Source organism: Paenibacillus spongiae (assembly GCF_024734895.1).
Taxonomy (GTDB): Bacteria; Bacillota; Bacilli; order Paenibacillales; family Paenibacillaceae; genus Paenibacillus_Z; species Paenibacillus_Z spongiae.
Genome location: NZ_CP091430.1, coordinates 3,164,926 through 3,189,078 on the forward strand (window position 1 = coordinate 3,164,926; position 24,153 = coordinate 3,189,078).

Below are 24,153 nucleotides of genomic sequence, written 5' to 3' on the forward strand. Positions count from 1 at the left end.
TATGCTATGTTACATTGAAGCGATAACGTTTACTCGAGCTATGGAGGGATACGATGAACTGGATTGCGATACAGCCCTATTATAAAGTGGTTAGAGAAGTAATCGGCCAGGAGCAGACGACCGTCACCCAAGATCGCGAGATGTATCTGTATCATGATCGGATCATAACCCGGTATAGGGAGTTCGGAATCGTGGACGTCTTCGATCTGTCCTACCGGAGAATGGGCAGCGGAGGCGGAATTTTCTATCTGCATACGAATCGAGGCGTGTTTTCCTATACCGTAAATACGGATCCTTCGAGCTTTATCGAAGCATTCAAAGGGTTGAAGTAAGCGGCAGTAGCACCTGACGGGATTAAGGAATCCAATAAATTAGGCGTAAATTTTTTATACAGGTGATTAATAGTTAATAGTATTAATTAATGTGGCGGTAGGAGTGCTGCCTGGGACAATCGGTCTTTCTCCCAACAAGCGCAACCTTCTCTAATCGCGCGGACTGAGCATACCGCTTCGGACAAATTTGATAAGAGTAAAATATTGCCTGGAAGGGAACCCTATACCACAAAATACCTGGTATAAGGAGCGAATGAAGCATGTTTAAATACCTGGTGAAATGGGTGTTAAACAGTCTGATTCTGATTTTTATGCTTCAGTTTTACACGGGAATCCCGATCTGGACGGCGTTCATGGCTTCCGCCTTGTTAACCGCTATAACGTACGTCATCGGCGATCGGCTCGTCCTCAGAGAGTATAACAATACCGCCGCCACGTTAACGGACGGATTGGTGACACTGCTCTTCCTCTACATGGCCGAGGTATGGTTCGCTTGGGGATTGTCGAACGGCAATATTTTATTTATCTCGGCTGTCGTTGCGGTAGGAGAGGCTTTCCTGCACCGGTATATTTTTCAGGATGAACTTAAAGGAGCCTATAAGCCCTGAGATAAGGGGGAGCTGCCGCTTAAGAAGCAGCTCTCCTTTTTCATGTTCTCGCAAAGCATGAACTAAACGTTTTGCCCCTCGTACCAGAAAAGCGCATATTCGGTCATAACGGATGCATAGCTCATTTGGCGCAGCATAGCCGTAATATTTCCCCGATGGTAGGTACCATGATTCACAATTTGCAGGACGATTTCGGCTAAGCTTGTTTCGCGTATACCGGCATATGGATTATTTAGTGTGATTAATTGTTCCATGTTCTCTTGTCGATGCAGGGTGGATTTGAACTGTCTGGATAGGTCGGTGTATAGGTTTTCGATATCGTCAAGGGGCAATGATTCGGTCTGTGCGGTTATTTGGCGGGCTGATTCCATCGCAACCATCATGCTGTGGCCGCGGAGAATGTCCAGCCAGGTGCGGTCGGCCAAGTAGATGTGCGCGATCGCCTTCGAGATCGTGGGAAACACGCTTTGAAGCTCCTGCGTGTATACTTCCTGAGGCAGTTCCTTTAACCGGTTGATCAGCGTCTGGTTCGCCCAGACATGGTAATCATACATTCGCAAAGCGTAATGAGTCATTGTTCATAACCTCCTGATTGATATGTAACGCACGCGCTGGCAGATGGTACATCCGATTTGCTGATCCTCTCATACCAAACAATCTATTCTAATGAGTTATCATGCTTTAATCATATGCCAACCTCCCTGACAACAGGGTGTCAGTATATTTCATGCTAGATAAATAAAGTTGAAGAGTGTCATTCAATCAAAGAACTTGACATTGTTAGACTACAAATGTAGTATGGACTAACGGATTACATATGTAATCTATTCGTGAAATAAGGAGGGTAGTCTAAAGAAGTGCCTGCATTTGTATTTTTAACATCATGTGAAAGGGGGATTGTATTTTGAAAACCATAGGTGGATTTATATTTCGAACGAACAAGATAAAATATATCGTATCAATCTTTTTGATCGCTATTCTGCTGCTAACCGGTTGCGCACAGACTGGAATGCCAACGGCTGACGTCCAGAACAAAGAGACGTCGCCGACGGCTGAATCGGCCGTGACCGATCAAGCGTTTAAACAACTAGAGAATGAATTCGACGCCAGGCTCGGCGTTTTCGCAATAGACACTGGAACGGGGCGAACGATCGCTTATCGGCCTGATGAGCGGTTCGCTTATGCGTCTACATTCAAGGCTTTGGCAGCAGGCGCTGTGTTACAGAAAAGTTCTATCGAGGAACTCGACAAAATCATTGCATATTCCATTGACGACTTGGTTACATATTCGCCCATCACTGAAAAGCATGTATCGACCGGGATGACGCTAAGGGAAGTAAGTGAAGCTGCGGTTCGCTATAGCGATAACACGGCGGGCAATCTGTTGCTCAAAAAGTTGGGGGGCCCCGCCGGCTTCGAAACGATTCTGAAGCAAATCGGAGATAACGTCACCCAAGCGGAGCGCTACGAGACTGAGCTGAACGAAGCCGTCCCTGGAGACGACCGTGATTCAAGCACGCCGAAGGCTCTTGCCGCTTCGCTCCACGCTTTTGCAGTCGGAGATGCGCTTCCGGCAAATAAACGTGCGATTCTCACGGACTGGATGCAAGGAAACGCAACGGGTGACGAACTGATTCGCGCGGGCGTACCGGATGGCTGGGCAGTCGGCGATAAGTCCGGCGCCGGGAAATATGGAACGCGGAATGACATTGGCATCGTTTGGCCTCCGAATGGCGATCCCATCGCCATGGCGATATTATCCAGCCGCGATACACAGGATGCCGACTATGACAACTCGCTCATCGCGCAGGCAGCCAAAGTCACATTGGACGCCTTAATGCGAGAGCCGTGAACGCCTCGTCACGGTGATTACAGTAAAGGCTCGCAAATTCCTTAAACGAAGTTAGCGAGCCTTCATTTGTTTCCATTCAAGAAGAAGAGGTGTCTTATGAAGAACGTGCTTTTTTTCATCTGCCTTTTATTATTCCTATTTATCCTGCCGGGATGCAAAGAGGAGAATCTTAAACCGGAGAACGTCTTCGCAAGCTATATCGGATATTGGCAACAAGGACGCTACGAACAAATGTACGAACTGATATCCGAATCTGCTAAAGTCGCTATTACGAAGGAGGAGTTCGTCACTCGTTACCGCTCCATTTACGAAGGGATCGAAATGAGCAACCTCACCGTTGCCGCCGTTCCTCACGTCGACGAAGGCAAAGGTGGCGCGTCGGACATCAAGAAGTTCCCTTACCATCTCAAGATGGATACCGCGGCAGGACCAATCAATGTCGACGGCGCCATGCAAATCGTAAAGAACAAAGAAACGAATCAGGAATGGAAAGTTGCATGGAAGCCCTCCCTGCTATTCCCGTCGATGGACGAAGGGGATAAGGTGAATGTTCGTACACTGAAGGCGAAAAGGGGGAGCATCTATGACCGTGTTGGCCGGGAACTTGCCGCGAACGGCAGTATCGAAGTGCTTGGAATCGTTCCGGGCCAGCTGGGGGATGCCAGGGAGGAAACAATCGCCAAGCTCGCAGAGAGACTTGCGGTTCCGGAGTCGTTTATTCAGGAAAAACTCGATGTTCCTTGGGGCAAGGATAATGTGTTCGTACCCATCGTCAATATATCGGAAGAACGGCTAGAACTTGATTTCAGCGATTTACAGGGGGTAACGAAAAGAGAGAAAAGCGCAAGGATATACCCATATGAAGAAGCCGCCGCACATTTGACCGGCTATATTCGACAAGTTACTTCTGAAGATATCGAAAAGCATCCAGAAAAACGGTTCGACCCCAACGATGTTGTCGGGAAAGCGGGAATGGAGCTCATTTACGACGAGCGATTACGAGGGCGGGACGGCAAACAAATCGCGATTGTCAAGATAGACGGGCAGGAGAAAGAAACGCTTGCAAAGATCGAGCCGGTGAACGGAGGGGACATCCATACGACGATCGACGCGCAGCTCCAGGATTCAATTTATCGAGCATTGGAGGAAGATGTGGGAACAAGCGTGGCTATTCACCCTCGGACGGGCGAAATTTTTGCGTTAGTCAGCAGTCCAGCTTATGATCCTAACCTGTTTATTCAGGGGTTATCTTCGGAACAATGGAAATCGTGGAATGAAGACCCCAAGAAGCCGCTGTTAAATCGTTTTACAAAACTGTACGCACCCGGTTCCGTTTTTAAACCGATCACCGCCTCTATCGGATTACAAGTTGGAGTAAGCTCGGTTGACGAAATCAAAACCATCGATGGATTGCGGTGGGCGAAAGATGAAAGCTGGGGCAGCTATTATGTAAAACGGGTGAGGGATGTTCCCGTCGAGAGCCTCATGGACGCCATCGTAAACTCGGACAATATTTATTTGGCTCAAGAAGCAATCGAAATGGGTGTAGACATTTTCAGCAGGGAGGCAGGGAAATTCGGGTTTGGAAAGCCCTTGCCGATCGCATACCCGTTTCCGCAAGCCAGTTTATCGAATAACGGTATAACGAGTGAAATCTTGTTGGCCGATTCCGCCTATGGACAAGGAGAAGTCGCTATGAGTCCCCTGCACCTGGCCTTATCCTATACTCCGTTTATCAATGGAGGGGAACTGATAACACCCGTAATGGAGCTTATGGACGACGAGAAGCCTCAAGGGGAACCATGGGGAGACCCGGTTCTGGCTCCGGAAACTGCTGAAGCGATAAATCGCATGCTGCTTGAGGTTGTCGAAAATCCGAGGGGCACAGGACGCGGGGCGTATATAAAAGGCAGCAGGATTGCGGGGAAAACCGGCACCGCGGAGTTGAAGAGAAGCAAAGAAGAGAAAGGTCAAGAGAACGGTTGGTTCGTCGCTTATGATGCGGAACGCGCTGATTTATTGATGGCCATCATGATCGAGGATGTGCAGAATCGCGGCGGGAGCGCTTATGTCGTACGCAAAACCGCACCTGTTCTCAGAGCGTACATGGATGGCCGATGAATACAACTGTCTAGATTGATAAATCAATATAGAAATGCGATAGTTAGTAGTATGTTTGTAAAGGTTGAAGGAGGGAAATAGACAGCATGTTTTTTTCTATGTTTGTTATAAGCTTCATTGTTTCTTCTTTTTCAGCCGTTGGTATTATGCTAATCAAAGCAATCTTCCGAAAGCAGCTTACTGTAAAATGGCACTATAACTTATGGTTTTTATTGATGGTGGCATTAACGCTGCCGTTTGTCCCGAGCCGTTTTTTTTATTTCGGAACGGCTTTTACCGGATTCGACGTAAGTGGATACAGCGGAACAGGCGTTTCCGTAACCGGCTCATGGACTCAAGAACCTGGAAATGCGAATTGGCTGCAGGACTTTACGATTTCGGTAAATGACTCAACACCACCATTTCTGCAGATAATTACAATTATCGTTTGGTTGGCCGGAGTATTCGCTTTTGCAATTGTAACCGTGCTTTCTTGGCTCAAAATCAAAGATATGAAAAATAGCTCCCGTTACTTTTTCAATAAAGAAATTTTAGACTTGTTGGAGCGGTGCAAACAGCATCTGCATATCCATAAAGATTTGATTGTCTTGGAATCGCCGCTTGTAAAATCTCCGATGGTGTTTGGTTTATTTAAGACTTATCTTGTGTTTCCGGTCCAATTTTCCGAATGGCTTTCTCGGGATGAAATAAAATATATTTTCCTGCACGAATTGAATCATTTGAAAAATAAGGATAACATAACGAATTATTGGATCGTAATGTTTCAACTCCTATATTGGTTCAACCCGCTCGTTTGGATCGCATTTAGAAAAATGAGATTGGATCGTGAAATTGCCTGCGATATCGCTGTGTTGCAATCATTGGGCCATGACTGCCATGCCGAATACGGCAATACGATTATAAACTTTGCGGACAGAGTGTCACGGCCTATGAATCTCGCGTTGGCAAGTCAACTCGTCAGTCCAAAAAGCCAAATCAAACAACGCATCAAAACGATTGCATCCTTTCGAGCAGAATCAAAACGGTTGAGAATAAAAAGTATCGCTGTTTTCTTGCTTGCAGGACTCTTGGTTTCCATTCAGATTCCATTCGTTTCAGCGATGGCCGGCGAAGATCAACGCTATTCCTTTACTGGAGAGCGTACAAGTTATGAGAATCTAAGCGCCTATTTTTCTGGTTATGAAGGATCCTTTGTATTATATGACATGCAAGCTGATCAATATCGTATATACAACGAACAGAACAGCACATGGAGGGTTTCCCCGGATTCCACTTACAAAATTTATAGTGCTTTGATTGGTTTGGAGTCCAACGCCATTGAGGCTACTAATTCTGAAATTGAATGGAGCGGCGAGAAGTATCCCTACGATGCCTGGAACAAGGAGCATAATTTGTATACGGCGATGAAGTACTCGGTAGATTGGTATTTTCAGAAGATGGAGAGCAGGATTGATCGGAAGCATTTGCAGCAATTTGTTAAGCAAATTGATTATGGAAATGCCGATATATCCGGTGGGCCGGCGCCGTATTGGCTGGAATCTTCATTAAAGATATCTCCGGTTGAGCAAGTACTGTTATTGAAGGCATTTTATACAAACCATTTCGGATTCCAGGAAAAACATATCCAGACCGTCAAAGACGCGATTAAATTGGAAGAAAAGGATGGCGCGCTGCTTTCCGGCAAAACAGGTACAGGCGCTGTAAATAATAAAAATACAAATGGTTGGTTTATTGGATATGTAGAGGAAAATGGGAATACCTTCATTTTTGCAACGAACATCAAAAGTGAAGATCATGCGAACGGGAGTACGGCAGCGGAACTAACATTAAAAATTTTAAGAGATAAGGGCATATATTGAGGGGATGATGGAATGTCTAAACAAGTGCCAAGAATTTCGGAAGCAGAGTGGGAAGTCATGAATGTGCTTTGGGAAAAGGCTCCACAAACGGCTAACGAAGTTATTCGCTCCTTGCAGGGGAAGACAGATTGGAATCCTAAGACGATCCGCACTCTACTGGATCGTCTGGTCAAAAAACAGGTTGTCGGCGTCAAACAGGATGGGCGGGTTTATACCTTCTTTCCTTTATACACGCAAAGCGAATGCCAACTCGCCGAGGCCCAGTCTTTTCTTAAACGAATTTATGCCGGGACGATCAATACAATGCTGGTTCAGTTTTTCGAAGAGCAATCCCTAACCGACGAGGAGATCAAAGAACTGCGTTCCATTTTGCATGAGAAATCCGATAAGAAAAAACGATAATGCCAAACGCAGCTTGCATTTAAGTGAGCTACAGGAAAGTAACTTTCTTGTAGCTTTTATTTTTTATATAGGAACGTTATTAAATATCTCGAACCGTTGTAAAGCCGTAAGATTGTGTGGATAAAGAAAGAAGTCTCCAAAGTAATCAGTAAGCTTGAAAAGGCATGAGTTTAACGCCTCGAAACTGCATTTCTGGTCTTGCTTTACATAAACCCTGGGAACGCGTGCGCTAATACCGCAAACGGCCTCGTAATGGATGGTTAGGCTGATGCGTGCGATATCGTCGACGGTTAAAGTGAGTTTGCTTGTATTCATAAATGGGAGGGAGGAAGCGGTAAAATCCCAGATCTTCATAAAACGGAGGAATGATCGATCCTATTAAAAAGCATGTACAATCATATCTAAGTGCAATCATCATGGACGGCCTTGCAGGAAGATCAGCGAACCAGGAAAGCTGAATTATCGATGCCAAAGCTCATTTAATTGCATCTGTATCATCGATCACTAATACCGATCACTAATAATATTGCAAAAGGATCCGCCGCGGCGGATCTTTTTTTAGATTGCTAACGTAACCGACAGCTTGAAGTAGCTGCTTTTATTCATGCCCGTTATCCAAGGACTTTCTATATTATTCAAAGGTTTTCTTAAATATCGTTGTAGTTCGGGATGTCCCTTTCCCTCTGTGGCTAATGCATAAGACATGTCGCTTCGAAAAATGTTTGGCCGTTGAAAACGGTTTATTGTGCGCCCCTCTTCCTATAATATACTTTCCTCAACATCCACAGACTAGACAGGTTGCAAGGCGTTATTTTGCGAGGGAGGAAGGAGAATAGAGTCTTTGAAAGTGCTAAACATAACTGCAAAGATCAGAAGGATTTATTAAAACGATCGGGATGTAACGGCCAACTTTCACGAATCAGAAAAATTATAAGGGGAGGATTTCCACTTGAAAAAGTTTGTCGTAAGGAGACGTACTGATCGGTTATTTCGAGCCTCTTAAAGGATTAACGAAAGAAGACTTGAAAGAGCTTCCATCGAAAGCTTCGAAATTCTTTATGATTATGAATGGATTGACGGCAGGTGGGGAAAACGGAACATCGGATAATACACAACAAAAGATAACGCTTAGCCTTGATAAGAATAACATGAAAGAGTCCTTGTCAACCCCCTAACCAAACCCAATCCAAGATGTTACAATGGACTCGATTGGTAATTTATTCATACTTCCTACATACAAGGAGGGGTGCCGAATGCTATCTAGTCAACGTATACATCATGTAAGCGTGTTTGCGAGGGATCTGGAAGTTTCCACTCGGTTCTATACGGATGTTTTAGGCGTGCGAAGGATTGAACGTCCACCTTTTTCGAATGAAGGGACATGGTTTGAGGTGGGAGAATCCAAGCATCAGATTCATCTGATGGCTCTGCCGCAGGGGTCGGATGTGCTGGATCGGCCGCAGCATTCGGAGCATTTTGCGCTGTGGGTGGATAGTTATAAGAAGACGATAGCATGGCTGGATCAATGCAGCGTTCCCTACGATGCTTATCCGGATAGCGTGGCAGGGTTTGCCCAAATTTATATACGCGATCCGGACGGCCATCTCATTGAGCTTTCTTGCGATTATAACAGCTAGCGAGGTTAGCAAGGTTGTTGGGCAATCATCGAACATTAATCATCTCATCCTGCCACAACCATCACTCTTGTAAAATAGCACGGCTGACGTTCTCCGCCCAGCTGTGCTATTTCTTTATTCCAGAGAGTGAGAAGAGAATTACCATTCGTTTTCTTCCGCAAACATTCCGTTCCATTGCCGGCGAATCTCATACCAGGCAGAGTTTAGACATTTTCGGTGCAGAAAAAGCTGCAGTGTGCGATAATAACGAATTGAGAAAGGGCTTTCATTGAAAGAGGGGGAGAGTTTATATGCGCTTACAATCGAAAGTAGCGATCATTACGGGCGGCGCGTCCGGAATCGGCAGAGAAACCTGCCGGCTGTTTGCAAGGGAAGGGGCCAAGGTCGCTGTCATCGACGTCAATGAGCAGCAGGGCATGCAGACGGTCGATCTCATTAAGGAGAGCGGCGGTGAAGCATTCTTCGTTCGCTGCGATGTTTCCAAGGAAGACGATGTCATTCGGATGGCGGCCCGAGTCGTGGAACGTTATCGGAAGATCGATGTGCTGTTCAATAACGCGACGTGGTACACCATTGCCGCTGCAACGGAGATGCCGCTTGCCGATTGGCAGAAGACCCTGGATATCAATTTGACGGGTCCGTTTCTATGCTGCAAATATGTACTGCCGGAGATGATGAAGAACGGCGGTTCCATCATCAACACCTCATCCGTCGGGGGCACGAGCGCGTTCTATAAGCATCCCGCATATAACGCGGCGAAAGCCGGCGTGAATTTGCTGACCAAAAATCTGGCGCTCGATTACGGTAAACACCAGGTTCGGGTGAACTGCATTAGTCCGGGCATTATTGAGACGCCGCTAACCCAACAAGATCTGCAGGATCCCGAACGTGCCGCCAAATTAATGGAAAGATGCTTCACGGGCAGAATCGGCCAACCGGCCGACATCGCTTACGCTGCTCTGTATCTGGCTTCCGACGAATCGACTTTCGTGACGGGCAGCAATATGATGGTGGACAACGGATGGACAGCGAGATAGCATGCATAATTGGAGCAAATGATTGGAACAGCTCGGACCGTCAGCCGCTGCGAAAAACAGTATGCTACTTCGATTGCAATTGTTCCCGGATGGATTCAAATCAGCGAGAGAGCGTAGAAATCCGGGAACAAAGGCGGCCACTAACGCTCATCCGTATTTACCTAGATGGCCCCTAACAGAGGAACGCCTCTTTTAACCGTACTTAGCTCCGAGATCGTCTGAATAAATTTGCGCTCCGCTTCCCCGAGATAGGCGTCCGAGCGTCGTATATAGATGAAGCTGACATGCCGGTAGGGCTCCGGGATGTCGAATAACCGCACCAAGCCTTCTCGTTCCAGCTTTTCGACCGAGGCGCGCGACAGAACCGTCACGCCAAGTCCGGCAACTACGGTGCCGATAATCGTCTCCAGCGTACCGAACTCCATGATCTTCATCGGAGCCAGTCCCTCCGATTGCACCCACCGCTGCAGTCTTGCCCGGTATCCGCAGCCCTGATTGAACACAAGCATCGGCAGGTCGAGCAGCTCTCTTCCGGATCGTGCGGCGTGAGCTTCTTCACGAACGGTTCCGCACACGAGCACAAGCTCTTCCTCGAACACGGGAACTTGATCAAGAATGGGAGCATCGACAGGGCCCGCAACGAAGGCTCCGTCCAGCTTCCATTCCAGCACATCCTCGATCAACCGGCCGCTGACGCCAATGGCAAGATTAAGATCGACCTGCTTGTACCGGCGATGGTAGGCAGATAGAATGTCGGGCAGTCCAACCACGGTCTCGACTAATCCGATCCGCAGCAATCCCGCAGGATCATCCCCGTCTTGAAAAGCTTTGTTCATCTCGTTCATCAATCGCAACAACTGTTCCCCGTACGTAACCAGCTTGCGGCCTTCGACATTCAAGGTCATCCCGCGGCGGTGCCGATGAAATAGCGGCCGGCCGATCTCCTGTTCAAGCGAACGAATGCGCGCCGTAACATTCGACTGGACATACCCTAATTCTTCTGCAGCACGGCTTACGCTCCCATGCTCGACCACCGCCATAAAAATCCGTATATCGCCAATATTCATCATCGTTTATGCTCCTGACCGTAGGGGATCGCGTGCTATCAATTTCCCTCATATAAAAGATCACTTCTAACTATTTTACAAGATACCATAGAGGCGATAAGATAGTCACGGCTCAACTTTGAACGATAGGCGGGCCGCATAGAGAAAAATCAAATAGGAGTGTTCGAGCAGCATGGGGAAAGCCGGGCTATGGTTAGGTGCTTTATATTGTTTTATCGCCGCAGTGGCGTGGGGGGGCGTTTTCCCGGTTGCCGAGCTTGCGATGCGTCATATCGATCCGTTCTGGATAACGACATTCCGATATGGCATCGTGGCTCTCTTATTAGGAGCCATACTGTACTACAAAGAAGGCCGCGGCGCCTTTAAGCTCGAACGCGCCGGACGCAAGCTTGTCTTATTCGGCACGTGCGGTTTCACAGTGAATAGTATGGGTCTGTTCTGGGGTCAGAAGCAGCTGGGTTCATCGGGGGTTCTGCTGTCCTCCATTATGGAATCGTTCATGCCGCTCCTTGTCGTGCTGCTAGTTTGGATCATGACGCGACAACGGCCTCATGCCGGAACGATCGCATGCATCGGATTGGCGTTTGTTGGTGTACTGCTTGTCATCACAAAGGGAGATCTCAGTATGCTTGGCAGCCGCGATTTGCAAATCGTTCCGCTGCTGTCGCTTTTTATCGCTGTCATTGGCTGGGTGGTCTATACGGTGGGCAGCGGAGAATTCAAAGGCTGGTCGGCGCTGCGGTATTCCGCGATGACCTGCATATTCGGATCGCTTGCTTCGCTCCTCGTGAACTGTGCCTTGACATGGTCCGGCGTACTTAGCTTCCCGACGAAGGAGCAGGTGCTGCCAGCGTTGCCACATTTGTCTTTCTTGATCGTGATCGGGGGAGTGGCTGCCCTTCTAGCCTGGTTTAGAGGAATTGAGCTATTAACTCCGATTAACGGGATTCTGTTCATCAATTTCGCACCGGTGACGACGTTCTTAATCACCGCTGCCAGAGGCTATCACGTAAGTCCGTTGGAATGGTGGGGGATGGCGTTGATCATTGCGGCTGTAGTGGCGAATAATGTCATGAGCCGCAGGAGCAGTCTGCTGCAAGCGAATATTTCGGCTTAAGTAGAACGGCGGTATTTGGAGCTTTTCCGCAGCTGCGCAGCAGCGAGTGTGTTCCTTTTATGGCTATATTTTCAATCAAAGAAAAAGGAAAAAGAATGTAATTCCTCGAATGAATTATCAGCGGCTAAATGCCGAATCTTCGAAGGAGTGATCGATTGTGGAAGTTCGTATCGTTGAGAAAGATGCAATCCGGCTTATTGGCATGTCCACGCAAACAACGCTTCAGGATGCCGGCGAGAAGCTTCCTCGGTTGAACGACAGCTTTAAGGAGCGTAAAGCTGAAATTGCCGGCAAGGTCGATTCTTCGCTCGACTATGCGGTCTCGATTGATCCTCTTGATTATAAAGTGGAAACGGATGCGTTCACGTTCATAATCGGAACGGAAGTCGAACGCATCGAACACCTCCCGCAAGGAATGGCAGCTCATGAATGCCCGCCATACATCTATGCATGTGTGGAGAAAACAAATGATTCAACCTTTGAATATTTACTCCATTGGGTGAATGCATCGGATTATGAACTGGCGGAGACTTACAGTATCGAAGAAGTCGATCATATGAAGGGGACGATCACGTTGATGTTTCCCGTCCGGTTGAGAAATTAAGGTTTAGCGGTCGAAAAAAGGTTGCAATCGCTTCCAAGTATGTTACGATGATTCTAAAGTTAAGTTTTGATTATGGGATGTAAACGATTGGATAAATGGAATATGAAGTGGTTGTGTCATGCTGTTCATAAGTACGCAGCTCGCCCGAGATGGATCGGTTGAAGAAGGCTAGGGCAGGCAGCAAGGTATAGTTTGCTGAATGACGGTATGCATATTGAACGGTTTCGACCCGCTTATGGAGCGGGTTTTTCTTTTCTTTGTCTACCATCAGAATAATAGTTTCGGGAGGAACGCCGTTTTGTTGAAACGATTGAATTCCAATTACTACATTGTAATGCTTGTTGTATTCGGCGGATTTCTTATTTTTGGTTTCTCTGAAAATATTAAAGGCCCCGCGATTCCCAAGATGCAAAATGACTTTCAACTGAGTGAGGGGCAGCTGGGACTGCTGCTCGCTCTGAATTCGCTGGGCTATCTTGTTGCCTGTTCGTTCACATCGGCCCTGGCGAATCGAATTGGGATCAAGTGGACGGGAATTGCCGCCTTCGCATCGATGGCTGTTTCAGGCGTTCTCATGTACCAATCGACGAGCTATACTTCTTTGTCGGCATCTTATTTTCTCATGTATATTGGCAACGGCATGCTTGAGATCGGTCTGGCGATCATGGCCGCTCGAATTTTCATCAAGAATACGGGGACTATGATGAATTTGGCGCATTTTTTCTATGGACTCAGCTCCACGGTAGCGCCGATCTTCGCCGCATCAATGATGGGCTGGCAAGTGTTCGGAGGAGAATTAGGCTGGCGGGGGATGTACCTCATTATGCTATCCTTCTCGCTCCTGCCTATCATTCCGTCTCTCATAGGCAAATTTCCGCCAGGAGCCCAGGAGACAGGGGAGCGTATCTCGTATAAAGAAATCAGCCGCGATCCCATCGCCTGGCTAATCGTAACCATTCTATCCTTCGGCGTGGTATCCGAGCTTGCGATCGGGAGCTGGCTCGTCAATTTCTTGGAGAAGGCGTACGGATGGTCGATTGAAGATGCATCGGGCATGCTGTCGATCTTCTTCCTGTTCTTCATGCTCGCCAGACTTGTTCTTGGACCGATAACGGATAAAATCGGCTATACGGTCTCCATCATGATCTTCGCGGCATTCTCCGGATTATGCAGCTTGGCAGGCGTTCTGATCGGGGAAGCCGGAGCGATATTGTTTGCCTTAGCCGGTATCGGTATTGCTCCGATATATCCAACCATTATGGCTCTGCTGGCAAAGCGCTATCCGAAGGGAACCGATACGGCCATCACCTTTACGGTTACGCTGATGGGAATCGCAAGCGTCATCGGCAATGTGCTTATTGGCTTCATCATCGAGGGCGTAAATAAGCTGTTTGCGAAGCAGGGAGCGGCGGAAGGGCCGATTATCGGCCTTCAGGCCGGCTATGCCTTTATCGGTCTGCTGGCTTTGCTTAGCTCCGCGTGCTGTTTCGTCATGTACATGAAGCTCCGTGCACGCAATGAAGTCCTGTAAAGGCTGCATTGAAAATAATTCGGTTATGACTCACGAATCTGGGGATATGACCATACAATGCATCAGTTACAGGCTAAGGAGTGAAAGATCTTGACCAAACTGACGTTAGATGCAGCGAAAATGTTGATTGCGGCGGGTGAAAGAAAAGCAAGAGAGCTCGGGTTGTCTGCAGATATCGCCGTCGTCGACGATGGCGCTAATCTTATTGCGTTCCACCGCATGGATAATGCGAGGATCGCCGGGATCAACATCTCGCAGAACAAGGCATGGACGAGCGTGGCGATGAGGATGCCGACCGCAAATTTGGCGCAATCCGCACAGCCGGGGGGGCCAACGTTCGGAATCAATACGACGAATGACGGCCGGCTCGTCATTCTCGGGGGAGGAATCCCGCTCGCACGAGACGGCGTCATCGTCGGCGGCGTAGGTGTCAGCGGCGGCACTAGCACACAGGATATCGAGATTGCGAATGCTATGGTTCAAGCTTTTGAGAGCATGCGCGCATTGGGCGGATCACAGATTGCAACGGTTCGAATCGGTTCTTTCAATCCGTACAGCGAGATGGGTAACGCGTGAGGCGCTAAGAGGAACAAGGATAGGGCTGTATACAACACTGAGGTCGACGGCGAATCGCCAGAGACCTCGGTGTTTTTTATATGGAAGAAATAGTTAACGAATTCGTTGACGACTATGGCTTATAAATTGTATACTTTATATAAATATTGTAGACTAATTTACGTGATACTCTTGTTGGTTGTCATTATGTTTCGTTCGAGATTCATACTGGAGTAGGACGGATAGTGAACCAACCCTGTTAAGGAAGAATTGACGGAGCTGCCGAGAGGTCTGTCATGTAGGCAATTCACTACCATCCTGAAGGGACAGTATTTCGAAGTCATGATTCGCTGTGTTATATGTCGCTTCATAGAATCGATTATAAAGGATGCCATTAATGAAAACGGTTGCAGATCGATGCAGAACGGGTATCTTGCAGTCATTCACGAAGCTCGCGGAATTGCGGTCATTCTGATTCACAAGCAGGAGGAGAAGCCGGGAAGGTTCCGGGAAGCAGCATACAATCGATTAACAGCGTAAGTATGGAGTATGTACGGTAAAGGCTGAAGGAGGAACGCCCGATGGAATTTCAGAACAAGATCGCAATGGTAACAGGCGCGGGCAACGGTATTGGCAAATCCATAGCCGGAGCATTCGCCCGGGAAGGGGCAACGGTGATCGTCGTTGATATCGATGGAGATGCCGCAGTTCGAGCCGTTGAAGAGATTACCGCTCAAGGACAACAAGCATTCGCTTATACGACTGATGTTTCTCAAGGGGCAGGAGTCGAGCAGCTGGTAAGCAAGGTGAAGGAATCCTTCGGCAGAATTGATGTATTGGTTAACAATGTAGGCATGACCATCCGCAAGCCGATCGTGGATTTTTCAGAGGATGAATGGGACTATATCTTCAATACGAATTTGAAGTCGCTGTACTACTTTGCCAAGGAGGCCGGCAGAATCATGCTGGCGCGCCAATCGGGCGCTGTTGTGAACATCTCGTCGATTCACGCCTTGGGCGGCATACCGCGCAGGCTGCCTTATTCCGTATCGAAGGCAGCCGTCGACAGCTTTACGAGGACATTGGCCTGCGAATGGGCACTGGACGGCATCCGCGTGAATACGGTCACGCCGGGGTATATCCTGACAGACGGGCTCAAGTCTGCATTCGAATCAGGGGCTCTGGATCAAGAGGACATGGTCCGTAGAACGCCGGTCGGTCATCTCGGGACGCCTGAGAATATCGCGGATGCGGTTCTGTTCCTGTGCTCTCCGCGCGCTTCTTTTATTACTGGAACCACGCTTTATGTCGATGGCGGCTATGCTGCGTATCACGGACCGGAACGATTACCTTATATTCGGCCGCAGGAGTAGGCATCGTTAACCTGCTCTTGCCAGGGTGGGTGATCCATTGCAATTGGGGGAAAGGTAAACCTGTTTTCTCAGCAAATTCATCCTTCTATGTATAAGAACGTCCCGCGGCGACCCTGAAGACGAATCTTGTTCGAGTTCAATTCTTGCTAGATTACGGGAGTAAGGTAGCTTCTCTGTTCCGGAAAGCTGCCTTGCCAACCTCAATCCTATCATACAGAAGGAGGTCCATATGTCGACGAGTGTTGTGATTCCATCGCTTGGCTTGACGATGGAAGAAGGAGTCATCGTGGAGTGGCTGTATCAAGAAGGCGATCAGGTACAGAAGGACGAACCGATTGTGGCGATCGAAACCGACAAAGCCGTGATGGAAGTTACTGCGCCGGCAAGCGGTCTGTTAGGTTGTATTACAGCGAAACCGGGCGATTCCATTCCTGTCGGTGAACAAATTGCAATGATCTATTCCGAGAACGATTATGCAGCCGTTCAAGACCATGCGTCACAATCCGCGAATGCCGAAGCCTCCGCTGTCGCTGCTCCTATTCTGGGCATGTCTGAGATGCAAGCTTCAGCAGAAGCTATACATTATGCGATAGCGGATAATCAGGACGAATACCAAGAAGAGGAAGGATTGATTAAAGCTTCTCCGGCTGCGAAGAAGCTGGCTAGAGAAGGCGGAATCGATCTAAGCTTGGTGACGGGAAGAGGTCCGGGCGGAAGAATAATAGAGTCGGACGTTCTCGCCTATCAAACCCATATGCCGAAAGCAGCTTCGACAGATGTACAGTCGCCGCAGTTCTCGGAGTATACGAACCAAACGGGGGTCACGGGAATGAGAGGGGCGATTGCCAAGCGGATGGTAGCCTCGCATCTGACCACCGCACCGGTAACGCTGTTCATGGAGGTGCGCATGGATGAAGCGGTACGCTTGCGGACGCAGATGAATGCCGGACTCAACCGGAATAAAGCTTACACGATCTCCTATGATGCGATATTCGCGAAGGCGTCAGCGATCGCACTGCAGGATCATCGGATGCTGCAAGCCCAGTGGAAGGATGACCGGTTGTTCCATCCGGATGGAATCCACATCGGGATTGCGGTTGCGCTGCCGGATGGTCTTGTCGTTCCTGTCGTGCGGGATGCCGATAAGCGTTCGCTATTCTCCGTCGCCAAGGAGGTCCGGAGCTTGGCCGATACGGCCAAGAAGGAACCGCTTCGTCCGGAAGCGACAAGCGGGGGCACGTTCACGATTACGAATTTAGGCCAATATCCAGTTACAGGCTTCACGCCGGTTATTAACCATCCGGAAGCCGCTATTCTCGGAATCGGGGCAATCGTCCAGAAACCGGTTATCGATCAAGACAAAATTGTAATCGCATACATGGCAGAGCTCAGCTTGACCTTCGATCACCGGATCGTCGATGGCGCGCCTGCGGCAGCATTCCTCGAGCAGATCAAAACCTTGGTCGAGCAGCCGTATCAATTATTTCTTGAGCATGAATGAATCGCGTTTCGGTAGCGATCTGCCAGGAACGTAGGCTGATTAAGCACAGGCTTCCGAAGCTAGTTTTGTTTCGAAGAATCTCGAGGATGCATATACTTCACAAAACTTATGCGTAAGCTTCCGAAGTTAGTTTTGTTACGAAGAAACTCGAGGAAGCTTACACTTCACAAAACTTATAGGAGTGATTCGCTTGTCTATCTCATCCCAAGATGCCCGGCAAGAGGGACGCTATTCTTTCGATTCATTCGATTCGCAATTGCTGAAGCGGTTTCTGAAGGAAATGCTCCGCATCCGCGTCTTCGAGCAGCGCGCGGAGGAGCTGACGCTGAGCGGCAAAGTCGTGGGCGGCGTTCATCTTGCCATCGGGCAAGAAGCAGTTGCCGTCGGGGTCATGATGGCGCTCAAGGAAGAGGACTATGTCACCGGACCGCACCGCGGACATCATATCCTGATTGCTAAGGGTCTGGAAACGTCCAAACTGATGGCCGAGCTGCTGGGCAAAGAAACCGGTATCGTCGGCGGCCGCGGAGGAAGCATGCACATGGCGGATGCTTCCAAGGGGATGCTTGGCGTCAACGGCATCGTCGGCGCATCCATCGTCATAGCTACCGGCGCCGCCTTTACCGCGCAGTATCTGATTCGCGACCAAGCGGCGGTTGCCTTCTTCGGCGACGGGGGAGCGAACAAAGGCCAATTCCACGAAAGCCTCAACATGGCTTCGATCTTCAAGCTGCCGGCTATCTATGTCTGTGAGAATAATCAATACGCCGTCGAGACGTCCGTCGAATACTCAACGGCTGCCGAGCATATTGCCGATCGCGGTGCCGGATATCGGATGCCGGGAGTGATCGTCGACGGCTTGGATGTTCTGGATGTTTATTCGGCTGCCAAGGAGGCGCGCCTTCGTGCAGGGAGCGGCGAAGGACCGACCTTGATCGAGGCGAAGACCTACCGGTTCAAAGGGCATTCGATCGGCGATTTAGAGAATTACAGAACCAGAGAAGAAGTCCAAGAGTGGATGAAGAATGATCCGATCATAAGACTGAAGCTGAGTATGGAAGAATTGGGCTTGCTGGATGAGAACGGATGGAACGCCATGAAAACCGAGGTTGAACAGGAAATCGAGGCTGCCGTTCAATTCGCGGTGAACAGCCCTGAGCCAAATGTGGAAACGGTCATGGACCATAATTTCTCGGCGGAGGTTACTGAACATGCGTGAACTAACATATGCATCAGCATACGCGGAAGCGATTCGAGAGGAGATGGAGCGGGATCCGAATATCTTCGTGCTCGGGACGGATATCCGCATCCGCGGCGGGCATTTCGGTCAATTGAAGGATATCGGCAAGACGTTCGGACATAAGCGTGTTGTCGATACTCCGATATCCGAGGCGGCTATGGTCGGCATGTCGCTGGGGGCTGCGCTAACCGGACTTCGTCCGATCTGCGACCTGAACTTCGAGGATTTCTATCTTGGCGCGATGGATGAGGTCGTGAATCAAATTGCGAAGGTGCAGTACAAATTCAACGGTCAATTCAAGTGTCCGGTTATTATCCGCGCTTCAAGCGGCGCAGCCAGATCGACCGGTCCGCAGCATTCTCAATCCTTCGAAGCCTGGTTCGCGCATACGCCGGGACTGTACGTTGCCATGCCTTCCACGCCGGAAGATATTAAGGGTCTGATGAAGACCGCTCTGCGCGGCAGCAATCCGGTTATCTTCTCCACGCATAAGATGCTGAGCAGTCTGAAGGGCCATGTGCCTGAGCATGACTACGCGATCCCTTTCGGTCAAGCGAAGATCGTGAAGCCGGGGAGCGATGTGACCATCGCGACCTATTCGATCATGGTCTCCAAATCGCTGCAGGCAGCGGCGGTATTGGAGAAGCAGGGCATATCCGCGGAGGTCATCGATCTAAGGACGATCGCCCCGCTGGATCTGGATAGGATCGCTCAATCCGTGCGAAAGACCAAGCGCCTCGTTATCGCACACGAAGCGTATCGCCACGGCGGTATTGGCGCAGAAATCGCCGCATCCATCGGCGAGACGGTGTTCGATTATTTGGATGCTCCGATAATGCGCGTTGGCAGCAAGCATTCTGTCATGCCGGTTTCGCCGATTCTTCAGGATGCCATCACGCCTAATCAGAATGACGTTATCGCAGCCGTAAACTCTGTCATGGAAGGCGTGAAAGTATGAAGATCGTCTATTTGAACACGAACTACGAAGATTCGCATATTGAAGAGAAGCATATCCATGCAGCCGGTATGCAGCTTCACGTTCATAACGGCTTGAAGCCAAGCGAATTCGCACCGGCCGTGGAAGATGCCGATGCCCTCGTTGTTGCCTTGGAGAAGGTTGACCGTAACCTGCTTGACGGCATGCCGAAGCTGAGGGTAATCGGCAGGATGGGGGTCGGCATCGACAGTGTGGACATTGAAGCTGCGAGCAAGCGCGGCATTCCGGTCATTAATGTGCCGGATTATTGTATCGAAGAAGTGGCGCTGCAAGCCGTCAGTATGATTCTGGCCGCCCACCGTAAGCTTGTTCCCGCTCAGACCATCGTGAAGGACGGACGGTGGGACAATAATGAGCTGAAGCCGATTCAAGCGTTGTCGGGATTGACGCTCGGCCTGATTGGAATGGGCCGGATCGGCAACAAGGTCATTGAATACATGAGAGCATTCGGCCTTCGTATCGCCGTTAGCGATCCTTTCTTGCGAGCGGACCAGGTACCAACAGGGGTAGAGCTCTTATCCTTCGAGGAACTGCTTAAGGAAGCGGACATCCTGTCCATTCATTGTCCGCTTACACCGGAGACGAAGCATATCATTAATCGCGATACGCTAGCGTTAATGAAGAAGCAGCCGATTATCGTCAACGTTTCGCGCGGCGGCATGATCAATGAGCAGGATTTGGCAGAAGGCTTGGATAACGGACAAATCCGTTATGCGGCACTCGATGTACTGAATCAAGAGCCGCCAGATATCGGCCATCCGCTTATCCATCATCCAAAGGCGCTCATTACGAACCATATAGCCTGGTATTCCGTGGAAGCCGAGATTCGTTTGCGGGAAATGTCGGTTACCAGGGTGATCGATTATTTGGAAGGCCGTCCTGTCCCGACGATTGTCAATGCGAAGGGATTGGAGGCACTGAAGTGAGGCAGCTCTTGCCGTGGAGGGCAGGGCATCCATATCTAGTCTAGGAAGGCGGTGTCATCATTGGGAGAATCGATTGTCGATTATGAGACGCTGACTGATTTATGCATCAAAAAGTTTATGCAGCTCAACGTGCCTGCCGATCACGCCCGGATAAGCGCCGAGGTTCTGGTGCATGCCAATTTGCGCGGCGTGGATTCCCACGGCATTATGCGTATGGAGCACTATATCAACAAGATCACTCAAGGGGGGATAAAGCCCAATCCGCATATTACGTTCCAAGAAACCGGACCGGTAACCGCGCTCGTCGATGGCGACGACGGTTTGGGACATGTCGTAGCTTACAAGGCGATGGAAGAAGCGATTCGGCTTGCGCAGGAGAAGGGAGTAGGGATGGTTGGCGCCGTCAACAGCAGCCATTGCGGTGCGCTGTCCTACTTTGTACAGATGGCCGCAGAGCATAATCTGATCGGCATCGTCATGTCCAACACGGATAAGGCTGTCGTTCCGTTCGGCGGCAAAGCGAAATTCTTCGGCACGAATCCGATGGCATTCGGGTTTCCGGCAAGAAGAAATCCGTCCATCATATTGGATATGGCGACGAGCACGGTAGCTTTCGGCAAAGTATTCGATTATAGGCTAAGGAACGAGCCGATCCCGCCGAATTGGGGAGTGGATAGAGAGGGCAGATCGGTGACCGATCCGCATCAGGTCGAATCGATGCTTCACTTCGGCGGCGCCAAAGGCTTCGGACTGGCGATGGTCGTGGACATTTTCTCGTCCATATTGCTCGGTGCGGCCTTCGGCCCCCATGTGAGTCTGATGTATGGCGGGGATCTGTCGCAGCCAAGAAAGTTAGGTCAATATTTCTGTGTCGTCAATCCGTCCTTCTTCACGGATCTGGAAGGCTTCCTGGATCAGATCGATCAGATGATCGATGACATCCATGCCGCGCCTCCCGCGGAGGGCTACACACGTGTAATGGTCCCCGGCGAACCGGAAACGAGGCAAGAAGCCAAACGCAGGGAGCACGGCATTCCGATACCGGGTGAATGTTTCGCCTATTTGAACGGTTAACCGGATAGGGCAAGCGATGAAGCAGATGAAGACTGCTTTATTGCTTGCCCTTTCTATTTTTCACATGGCTGTATTAGTGTTCAAGCAAATATTCGCAGCATGATTGGATCGGGTTCCGTGACGTGGTCAGCAAGGGATAGAGAATACGGCGTCGAATAAGACAAATATGCTGGTCGCTTCCTGCCTGTTGACTTTACTTTAATGAGGTGTCGGAAATAAAGAGAATTCTCATATTTCTGCTTCTATTGCTTCTATTTTTTGTGGGAAAGACTTTTTTGAAGGATTTGATATGGCTCTTGCTCCTGCTGGAGACGAGTATCGCTAGTTATGTTGTGTACGCTATTGTGAAAAGTATTATTCGTTATAAAAATAACAATAGGACTCCGAACCGTAATTTACTTGAGGTTATGAGAACGATACTTGAACCGAAGTTAGGAAAAGGTTTTCTCTTAGAAGCTGTCCTAACCGAACTTGGTGTTTTGTACTATTCGATCGTCGTGTGGTTTCGAAAACCTCGTGAAGAAACGCAAGGCGTCTTTACGTATCATAAAACTTCACAGATCAAAACCGTTATTATCGTATTTTCAATCCTGATCGCTGGAGAAGGGATGCTGCTTCATTTCCTAATACAAAGATGGAATGACGCTGCTGCTTGGATTCTAACCGTACTGAATTTTTACGCTTTATTGTACATGATCGGGCTCTATAATTCAGTCAGATTCACGCCCCATGTGATTAAAGAAGGGAAAATAATGATTCACCAAGGTTTTCAAAGTCGCATTGAAGTGGATATTGAACATATCAAAAGCATACATAAAGCGAAAGAAAGCGAATTTGGGGTGAAAATTCCGGACGATACCTATTACGCTTTGTTTAAGATCGATTCGCCACAGATTGAACTGATGTTAAAGGAACCAGCACGAATGAGAGCAGCTTATGGTCGAAATAAATATGTAACATCGATTATCTTTAGGGCAGATGAGCCGATTAAAATGATGGATGAGATACATTCGAGAATGAATCGCGATCATTCACTAGATGCAAAGAAACACGATCAACGATCGGGTGCATGAGTCGAGGTTTATTCGTTTACTGAATAGGCAGCGGGAATCTCTCCATCCGAGTAATAACGGATTGATTTCCCCTTCCTTTGAGCGTACTCGATTTCTTTTCTCGTGCTGCTGCCGATGTAGCCATCAACGTCAATAACGTATATATCGTCGGAAATATCGATTTTTCTCAAATGGAGCTCGCCCAATAAACCAGCTTGTTCTTCCGTTAGTTCGAAGCCTTCGCTCTGTTCAAAGAAGGCCAGGCTTATCACGATGTTACCTTGAAGCGTAAGAAAAGCATTGGCTTTCTCGAATTGTTGCTTGAATTTGGTGGATCCGCATAACGTTATCACGCGCATGATGATATCCTTTCTCTGCTAACCGCAATATGAATTTGGCTCTGTTTTCATTTCTTGTTGATTTTCGACCAAAAGAAAACCGCCCACTGAAAAGGCGGTTAATCCAACTATCGTTTCCGATGTTCAACGATTTTGTGGTGCGGATCGCCGCTCTGTAAGAAATGGGAAATTTTTTTTGCGATATTATACTAAAAATAAGAATTGACTTAAAGAGGGTGTTTGTATAGTTCAATCACATTGCCATCGGGATCGCATAAATGGGCAACTCTGGCATTCCAGGCTCGCCGATCGTGAGGCTCGTGAAGGAGTACCGCCCCTTTATCTTTTAAACGGGAACAAACGTCATCGACTTGGTCAACAGAAAAAGCAAGTAAAAATTTCGATTGTGATGCTCCATCGGTTGGAAGATTGTTTTCTCCAATCACTTCTGCCATGTTTTCACGGGAAAAAATTTCGATTTTGGTTTCGCCGGTATTAAACGATGCGAACTGCATCTCCTCAGAGGAAAATCCCAATGGAAACTCCATCACGTCTCTGTAAAACGCTACACTTTTTTCAAAGTTTTTTACCAATAGTCTAACTTGCGACAGTTTCACCTTCCCACTACCTTTCTGTACAAAATGGGGGCAACCCGAAATTACAAGGGTTTCCTATATTTCCTATACCCAGTTTAACATAATCATGAAAACCTATATTGTAATAACACGACAACTTGCCTTTTTTTTGATGTTCGGTTCCCCGAGGTTGTCTCAACTAATCTGCCATTTAGTTAAGGAAGAAAAAGAAGTTCTGCGAAGATTGGTGTTTGTCTCATTTACAATAAACTGGCAAGGTGCGACCAGCATATTTTCTTATCCGGCGTTGTGTTCCGCCTTATTATGAGGCGGTTTTTTATTGTCCCTGCCTATC

At 48.6% G+C, this 24,153-nt stretch carries 24 protein-coding genes; 20 read left to right on the forward strand and 4 right to left on the reverse strand.

The window, feature by feature from the left end; all coding sequences use genetic code 11:
- The first annotated feature begins 53 nt into the window (after nucleotides 1–53).
- Together L1F29_RS14490 and L1F29_RS14495 are read left to right on the forward strand one after the other, a co-directional pair.
- Nucleotides 54–332 (forward strand): hypothetical protein, encoded by a 279-nt coding sequence (locus L1F29_RS14490; RefSeq protein ID WP_258389008.1) that lies wholly within the window; start codon nucleotides 54–56, stop codon nucleotides 330–332.
- A 260-nt stretch (nucleotides 333–592) separates the two neighbouring features.
- The gene (locus L1F29_RS14495) at nucleotides 593–940 is read left to right on the forward strand and encodes a DUF2512 family protein (protein WP_258389009.1); all 348 of its coding nucleotides are present in this window, start codon (nucleotides 593–595) and stop codon (nucleotides 938–940) included.
- Nucleotides 941–1,002: 62 nt separating this feature from the next.
- On the opposite strand, the gene L1F29_RS14500 is transcribed toward L1F29_RS14495, so the two are convergent.
- Complete coding sequence (locus tag L1F29_RS14500) at nucleotides 1,003–1,515, reverse strand: DinB family protein (RefSeq protein ID WP_258389010.1); 513 nt, start codon at nucleotides 1,513–1,515, stop codon at nucleotides 1,003–1,005.
- 350 nt (nucleotides 1,516–1,865) lie between these two features.
- Between L1F29_RS14500 and bla the strand changes: the two genes are divergently transcribed.
- From bla to L1F29_RS14530, 6 genes are all read left to right on the forward strand, one after another.
- Nucleotides 1,866–2,792, forward strand: a complete 927-nt coding sequence (gene bla / locus L1F29_RS14505; protein ID WP_373876543.1) for a class A beta-lactamase — start codon at nucleotides 1,866–1,868, stop codon at nucleotides 2,790–2,792.
- Nucleotides 2,793–2,888: 96 nt separating this feature from the next.
- Entirely contained in the window at nucleotides 2,889–4,913 is a 2,025-nt protein-coding gene (locus L1F29_RS14510; RefSeq protein ID WP_258389011.1) for a penicillin-binding transpeptidase domain-containing protein, read from the forward strand.
- An 86-nt stretch (nucleotides 4,914–4,999) separates the two neighbouring features.
- Nucleotides 5,000–6,772, forward strand: coding sequence for a BlaR1 family beta-lactam sensor/signal transducer (locus L1F29_RS14515; protein WP_258389012.1), 1,773 nt, complete (start codon nucleotides 5,000–5,002; stop codon nucleotides 6,770–6,772).
- A gap of 12 nt (nucleotides 6,773–6,784) precedes the next feature.
- On the forward strand, nucleotides 6,785–7,174 hold the full coding sequence (gene blaI / locus L1F29_RS14520; RefSeq protein WP_258389013.1) for a penicillinase repressor BlaI: 390 nt from the start codon (nucleotides 6,785–6,787) through the stop codon (nucleotides 7,172–7,174).
- Nucleotides 7,175–8,427: 1,253 nt separating this feature from the next.
- Nucleotides 8,428–8,811, forward strand: a complete 384-nt coding sequence (locus L1F29_RS14525) for a VOC family protein (RefSeq protein WP_258389014.1) — start codon at nucleotides 8,428–8,430, stop codon at nucleotides 8,809–8,811.
- A gap of 290 nt (nucleotides 8,812–9,101) precedes the next feature.
- Entirely contained in the window at nucleotides 9,102–9,848 is a 747-nt protein-coding gene (locus L1F29_RS14530; RefSeq protein ID WP_258389015.1) for an SDR family NAD(P)-dependent oxidoreductase, read from the forward strand.
- Between the two features lie 161 nt (nucleotides 9,849–10,009).
- Here L1F29_RS14530 and L1F29_RS14535 read toward each other — a convergent pair whose 3' ends face one another.
- Nucleotides 10,010–10,915: a LysR family transcriptional regulator gene (locus tag L1F29_RS14535; RefSeq protein ID WP_258389690.1), complete on the reverse strand. Its 906-nt coding sequence runs from the start codon at nucleotides 10,913–10,915 to the stop codon at nucleotides 10,010–10,012.
- Nucleotides 10,916–11,087: 172 nt separating this feature from the next.
- On the opposite strand from L1F29_RS14535, the gene L1F29_RS14540 reads away from it, so the two are divergent.
- The 12 genes from L1F29_RS14540 (at nucleotide 11,088) to L1F29_RS14595 (ending at nucleotide 22,906) form a co-directional block, all read left to right on the forward strand.
- Nucleotides 11,088–12,032: a DMT family transporter gene (locus L1F29_RS14540; RefSeq protein ID WP_258389016.1), complete on the forward strand. Its 945-nt coding sequence runs from the start codon at nucleotides 11,088–11,090 to the stop codon at nucleotides 12,030–12,032.
- Nucleotides 12,033–12,189: 157 nt separating this feature from the next.
- The gene (locus L1F29_RS14545) at nucleotides 12,190–12,636 is read left to right on the forward strand and encodes a GyrI-like domain-containing protein (protein ID WP_258389017.1); all 447 of its coding nucleotides are present in this window, start codon (nucleotides 12,190–12,192) and stop codon (nucleotides 12,634–12,636) included.
- 334 nt (nucleotides 12,637–12,970) lie between these two features.
- Nucleotides 12,971–14,167: an MFS transporter gene (locus tag L1F29_RS14550; RefSeq protein ID WP_258389691.1), complete on the forward strand. Its 1,197-nt coding sequence runs from the start codon at nucleotides 12,971–12,973 to the stop codon at nucleotides 14,165–14,167.
- 90 nt (nucleotides 14,168–14,257) lie between these two features.
- Complete coding sequence (locus L1F29_RS14555) at nucleotides 14,258–14,743, forward strand: GlcG/HbpS family heme-binding protein (protein ID WP_258389018.1); 486 nt, start codon at nucleotides 14,258–14,260, stop codon at nucleotides 14,741–14,743.
- 396 nt (nucleotides 14,744–15,139) lie between these two features.
- Complete coding sequence (locus L1F29_RS14560) at nucleotides 15,140–15,262, forward strand: hypothetical protein (protein WP_258389019.1); 123 nt, start codon at nucleotides 15,140–15,142, stop codon at nucleotides 15,260–15,262.
- 41 nt (nucleotides 15,263–15,303) lie between these two features.
- On the forward strand, nucleotides 15,304–16,095 hold the full coding sequence (locus tag L1F29_RS14565; protein WP_258389020.1) for an SDR family NAD(P)-dependent oxidoreductase: 792 nt from the start codon (nucleotides 15,304–15,306) through the stop codon (nucleotides 16,093–16,095).
- A gap of 229 nt (nucleotides 16,096–16,324) precedes the next feature.
- Entirely contained in the window at nucleotides 16,325–17,596 is a 1,272-nt protein-coding gene (locus L1F29_RS14570) for a dihydrolipoamide acetyltransferase family protein (protein WP_258389021.1), read from the forward strand.
- A 190-nt stretch (nucleotides 17,597–17,786) separates the two neighbouring features.
- A complete protein-coding gene (locus L1F29_RS14575; RefSeq protein WP_258389022.1) occupies nucleotides 17,787–18,815 on the forward strand; it encodes a thiamine pyrophosphate-dependent dehydrogenase E1 component subunit alpha in 1,029 nt (342 codons plus the stop codon).
- Nucleotides 18,808–19,794 (forward strand): alpha-ketoacid dehydrogenase subunit beta, encoded by a 987-nt coding sequence (locus L1F29_RS14580; RefSeq protein ID WP_258389023.1) that lies wholly within the window; start codon nucleotides 18,808–18,810, stop codon nucleotides 19,792–19,794. The genes L1F29_RS14575 and L1F29_RS14580 overlap by 8 nt, the downstream gene beginning before the upstream one ends.
- Nucleotides 19,791–20,759, forward strand: a complete 969-nt coding sequence (locus L1F29_RS14585; RefSeq protein ID WP_258389024.1) for a C-terminal binding protein — start codon at nucleotides 19,791–19,793, stop codon at nucleotides 20,757–20,759. The genes L1F29_RS14580 and L1F29_RS14585 overlap by 4 nt, the downstream gene beginning before the upstream one ends.
- A 60-nt stretch (nucleotides 20,760–20,819) precedes the next feature.
- Nucleotides 20,820–21,833 carry an ureidoglycolate dehydrogenase gene (allD, locus tag L1F29_RS14590; protein WP_258389025.1) on the forward strand — a complete coding sequence of 338 codons (1,014 nt, stop codon included), beginning with the start codon at nucleotides 20,820–20,822 and terminating at the stop codon, nucleotides 21,831–21,833.
- A gap of 275 nt (nucleotides 21,834–22,108) precedes the next feature.
- Nucleotides 22,109–22,906, forward strand: coding sequence for a hypothetical protein (locus L1F29_RS14595; RefSeq protein WP_258389026.1), 798 nt, complete (start codon nucleotides 22,109–22,111; stop codon nucleotides 22,904–22,906).
- 8 nt (nucleotides 22,907–22,914) lie between these two features.
- Here L1F29_RS14595 and L1F29_RS14600 read toward each other — a convergent pair whose 3' ends face one another.
- Together L1F29_RS14600 and L1F29_RS14605 are read right to left on the reverse strand one after the other, a co-directional pair.
- Nucleotides 22,915–23,244 carry a hypothetical protein gene (locus tag L1F29_RS14600; protein WP_258389027.1) on the reverse strand — a complete coding sequence of 110 codons (330 nt, stop codon included), beginning with the start codon at nucleotides 23,242–23,244 and terminating at the stop codon, nucleotides 22,915–22,917.
- Between the two features lie 206 nt (nucleotides 23,245–23,450).
- Nucleotides 23,451–23,840 (reverse strand): VOC family protein, encoded by a 390-nt coding sequence (locus L1F29_RS14605; RefSeq protein WP_258389028.1) that lies wholly within the window; start codon nucleotides 23,838–23,840, stop codon nucleotides 23,451–23,453.
- Between the last annotated feature and the right edge of the window lie 313 nt (nucleotides 23,841–24,153).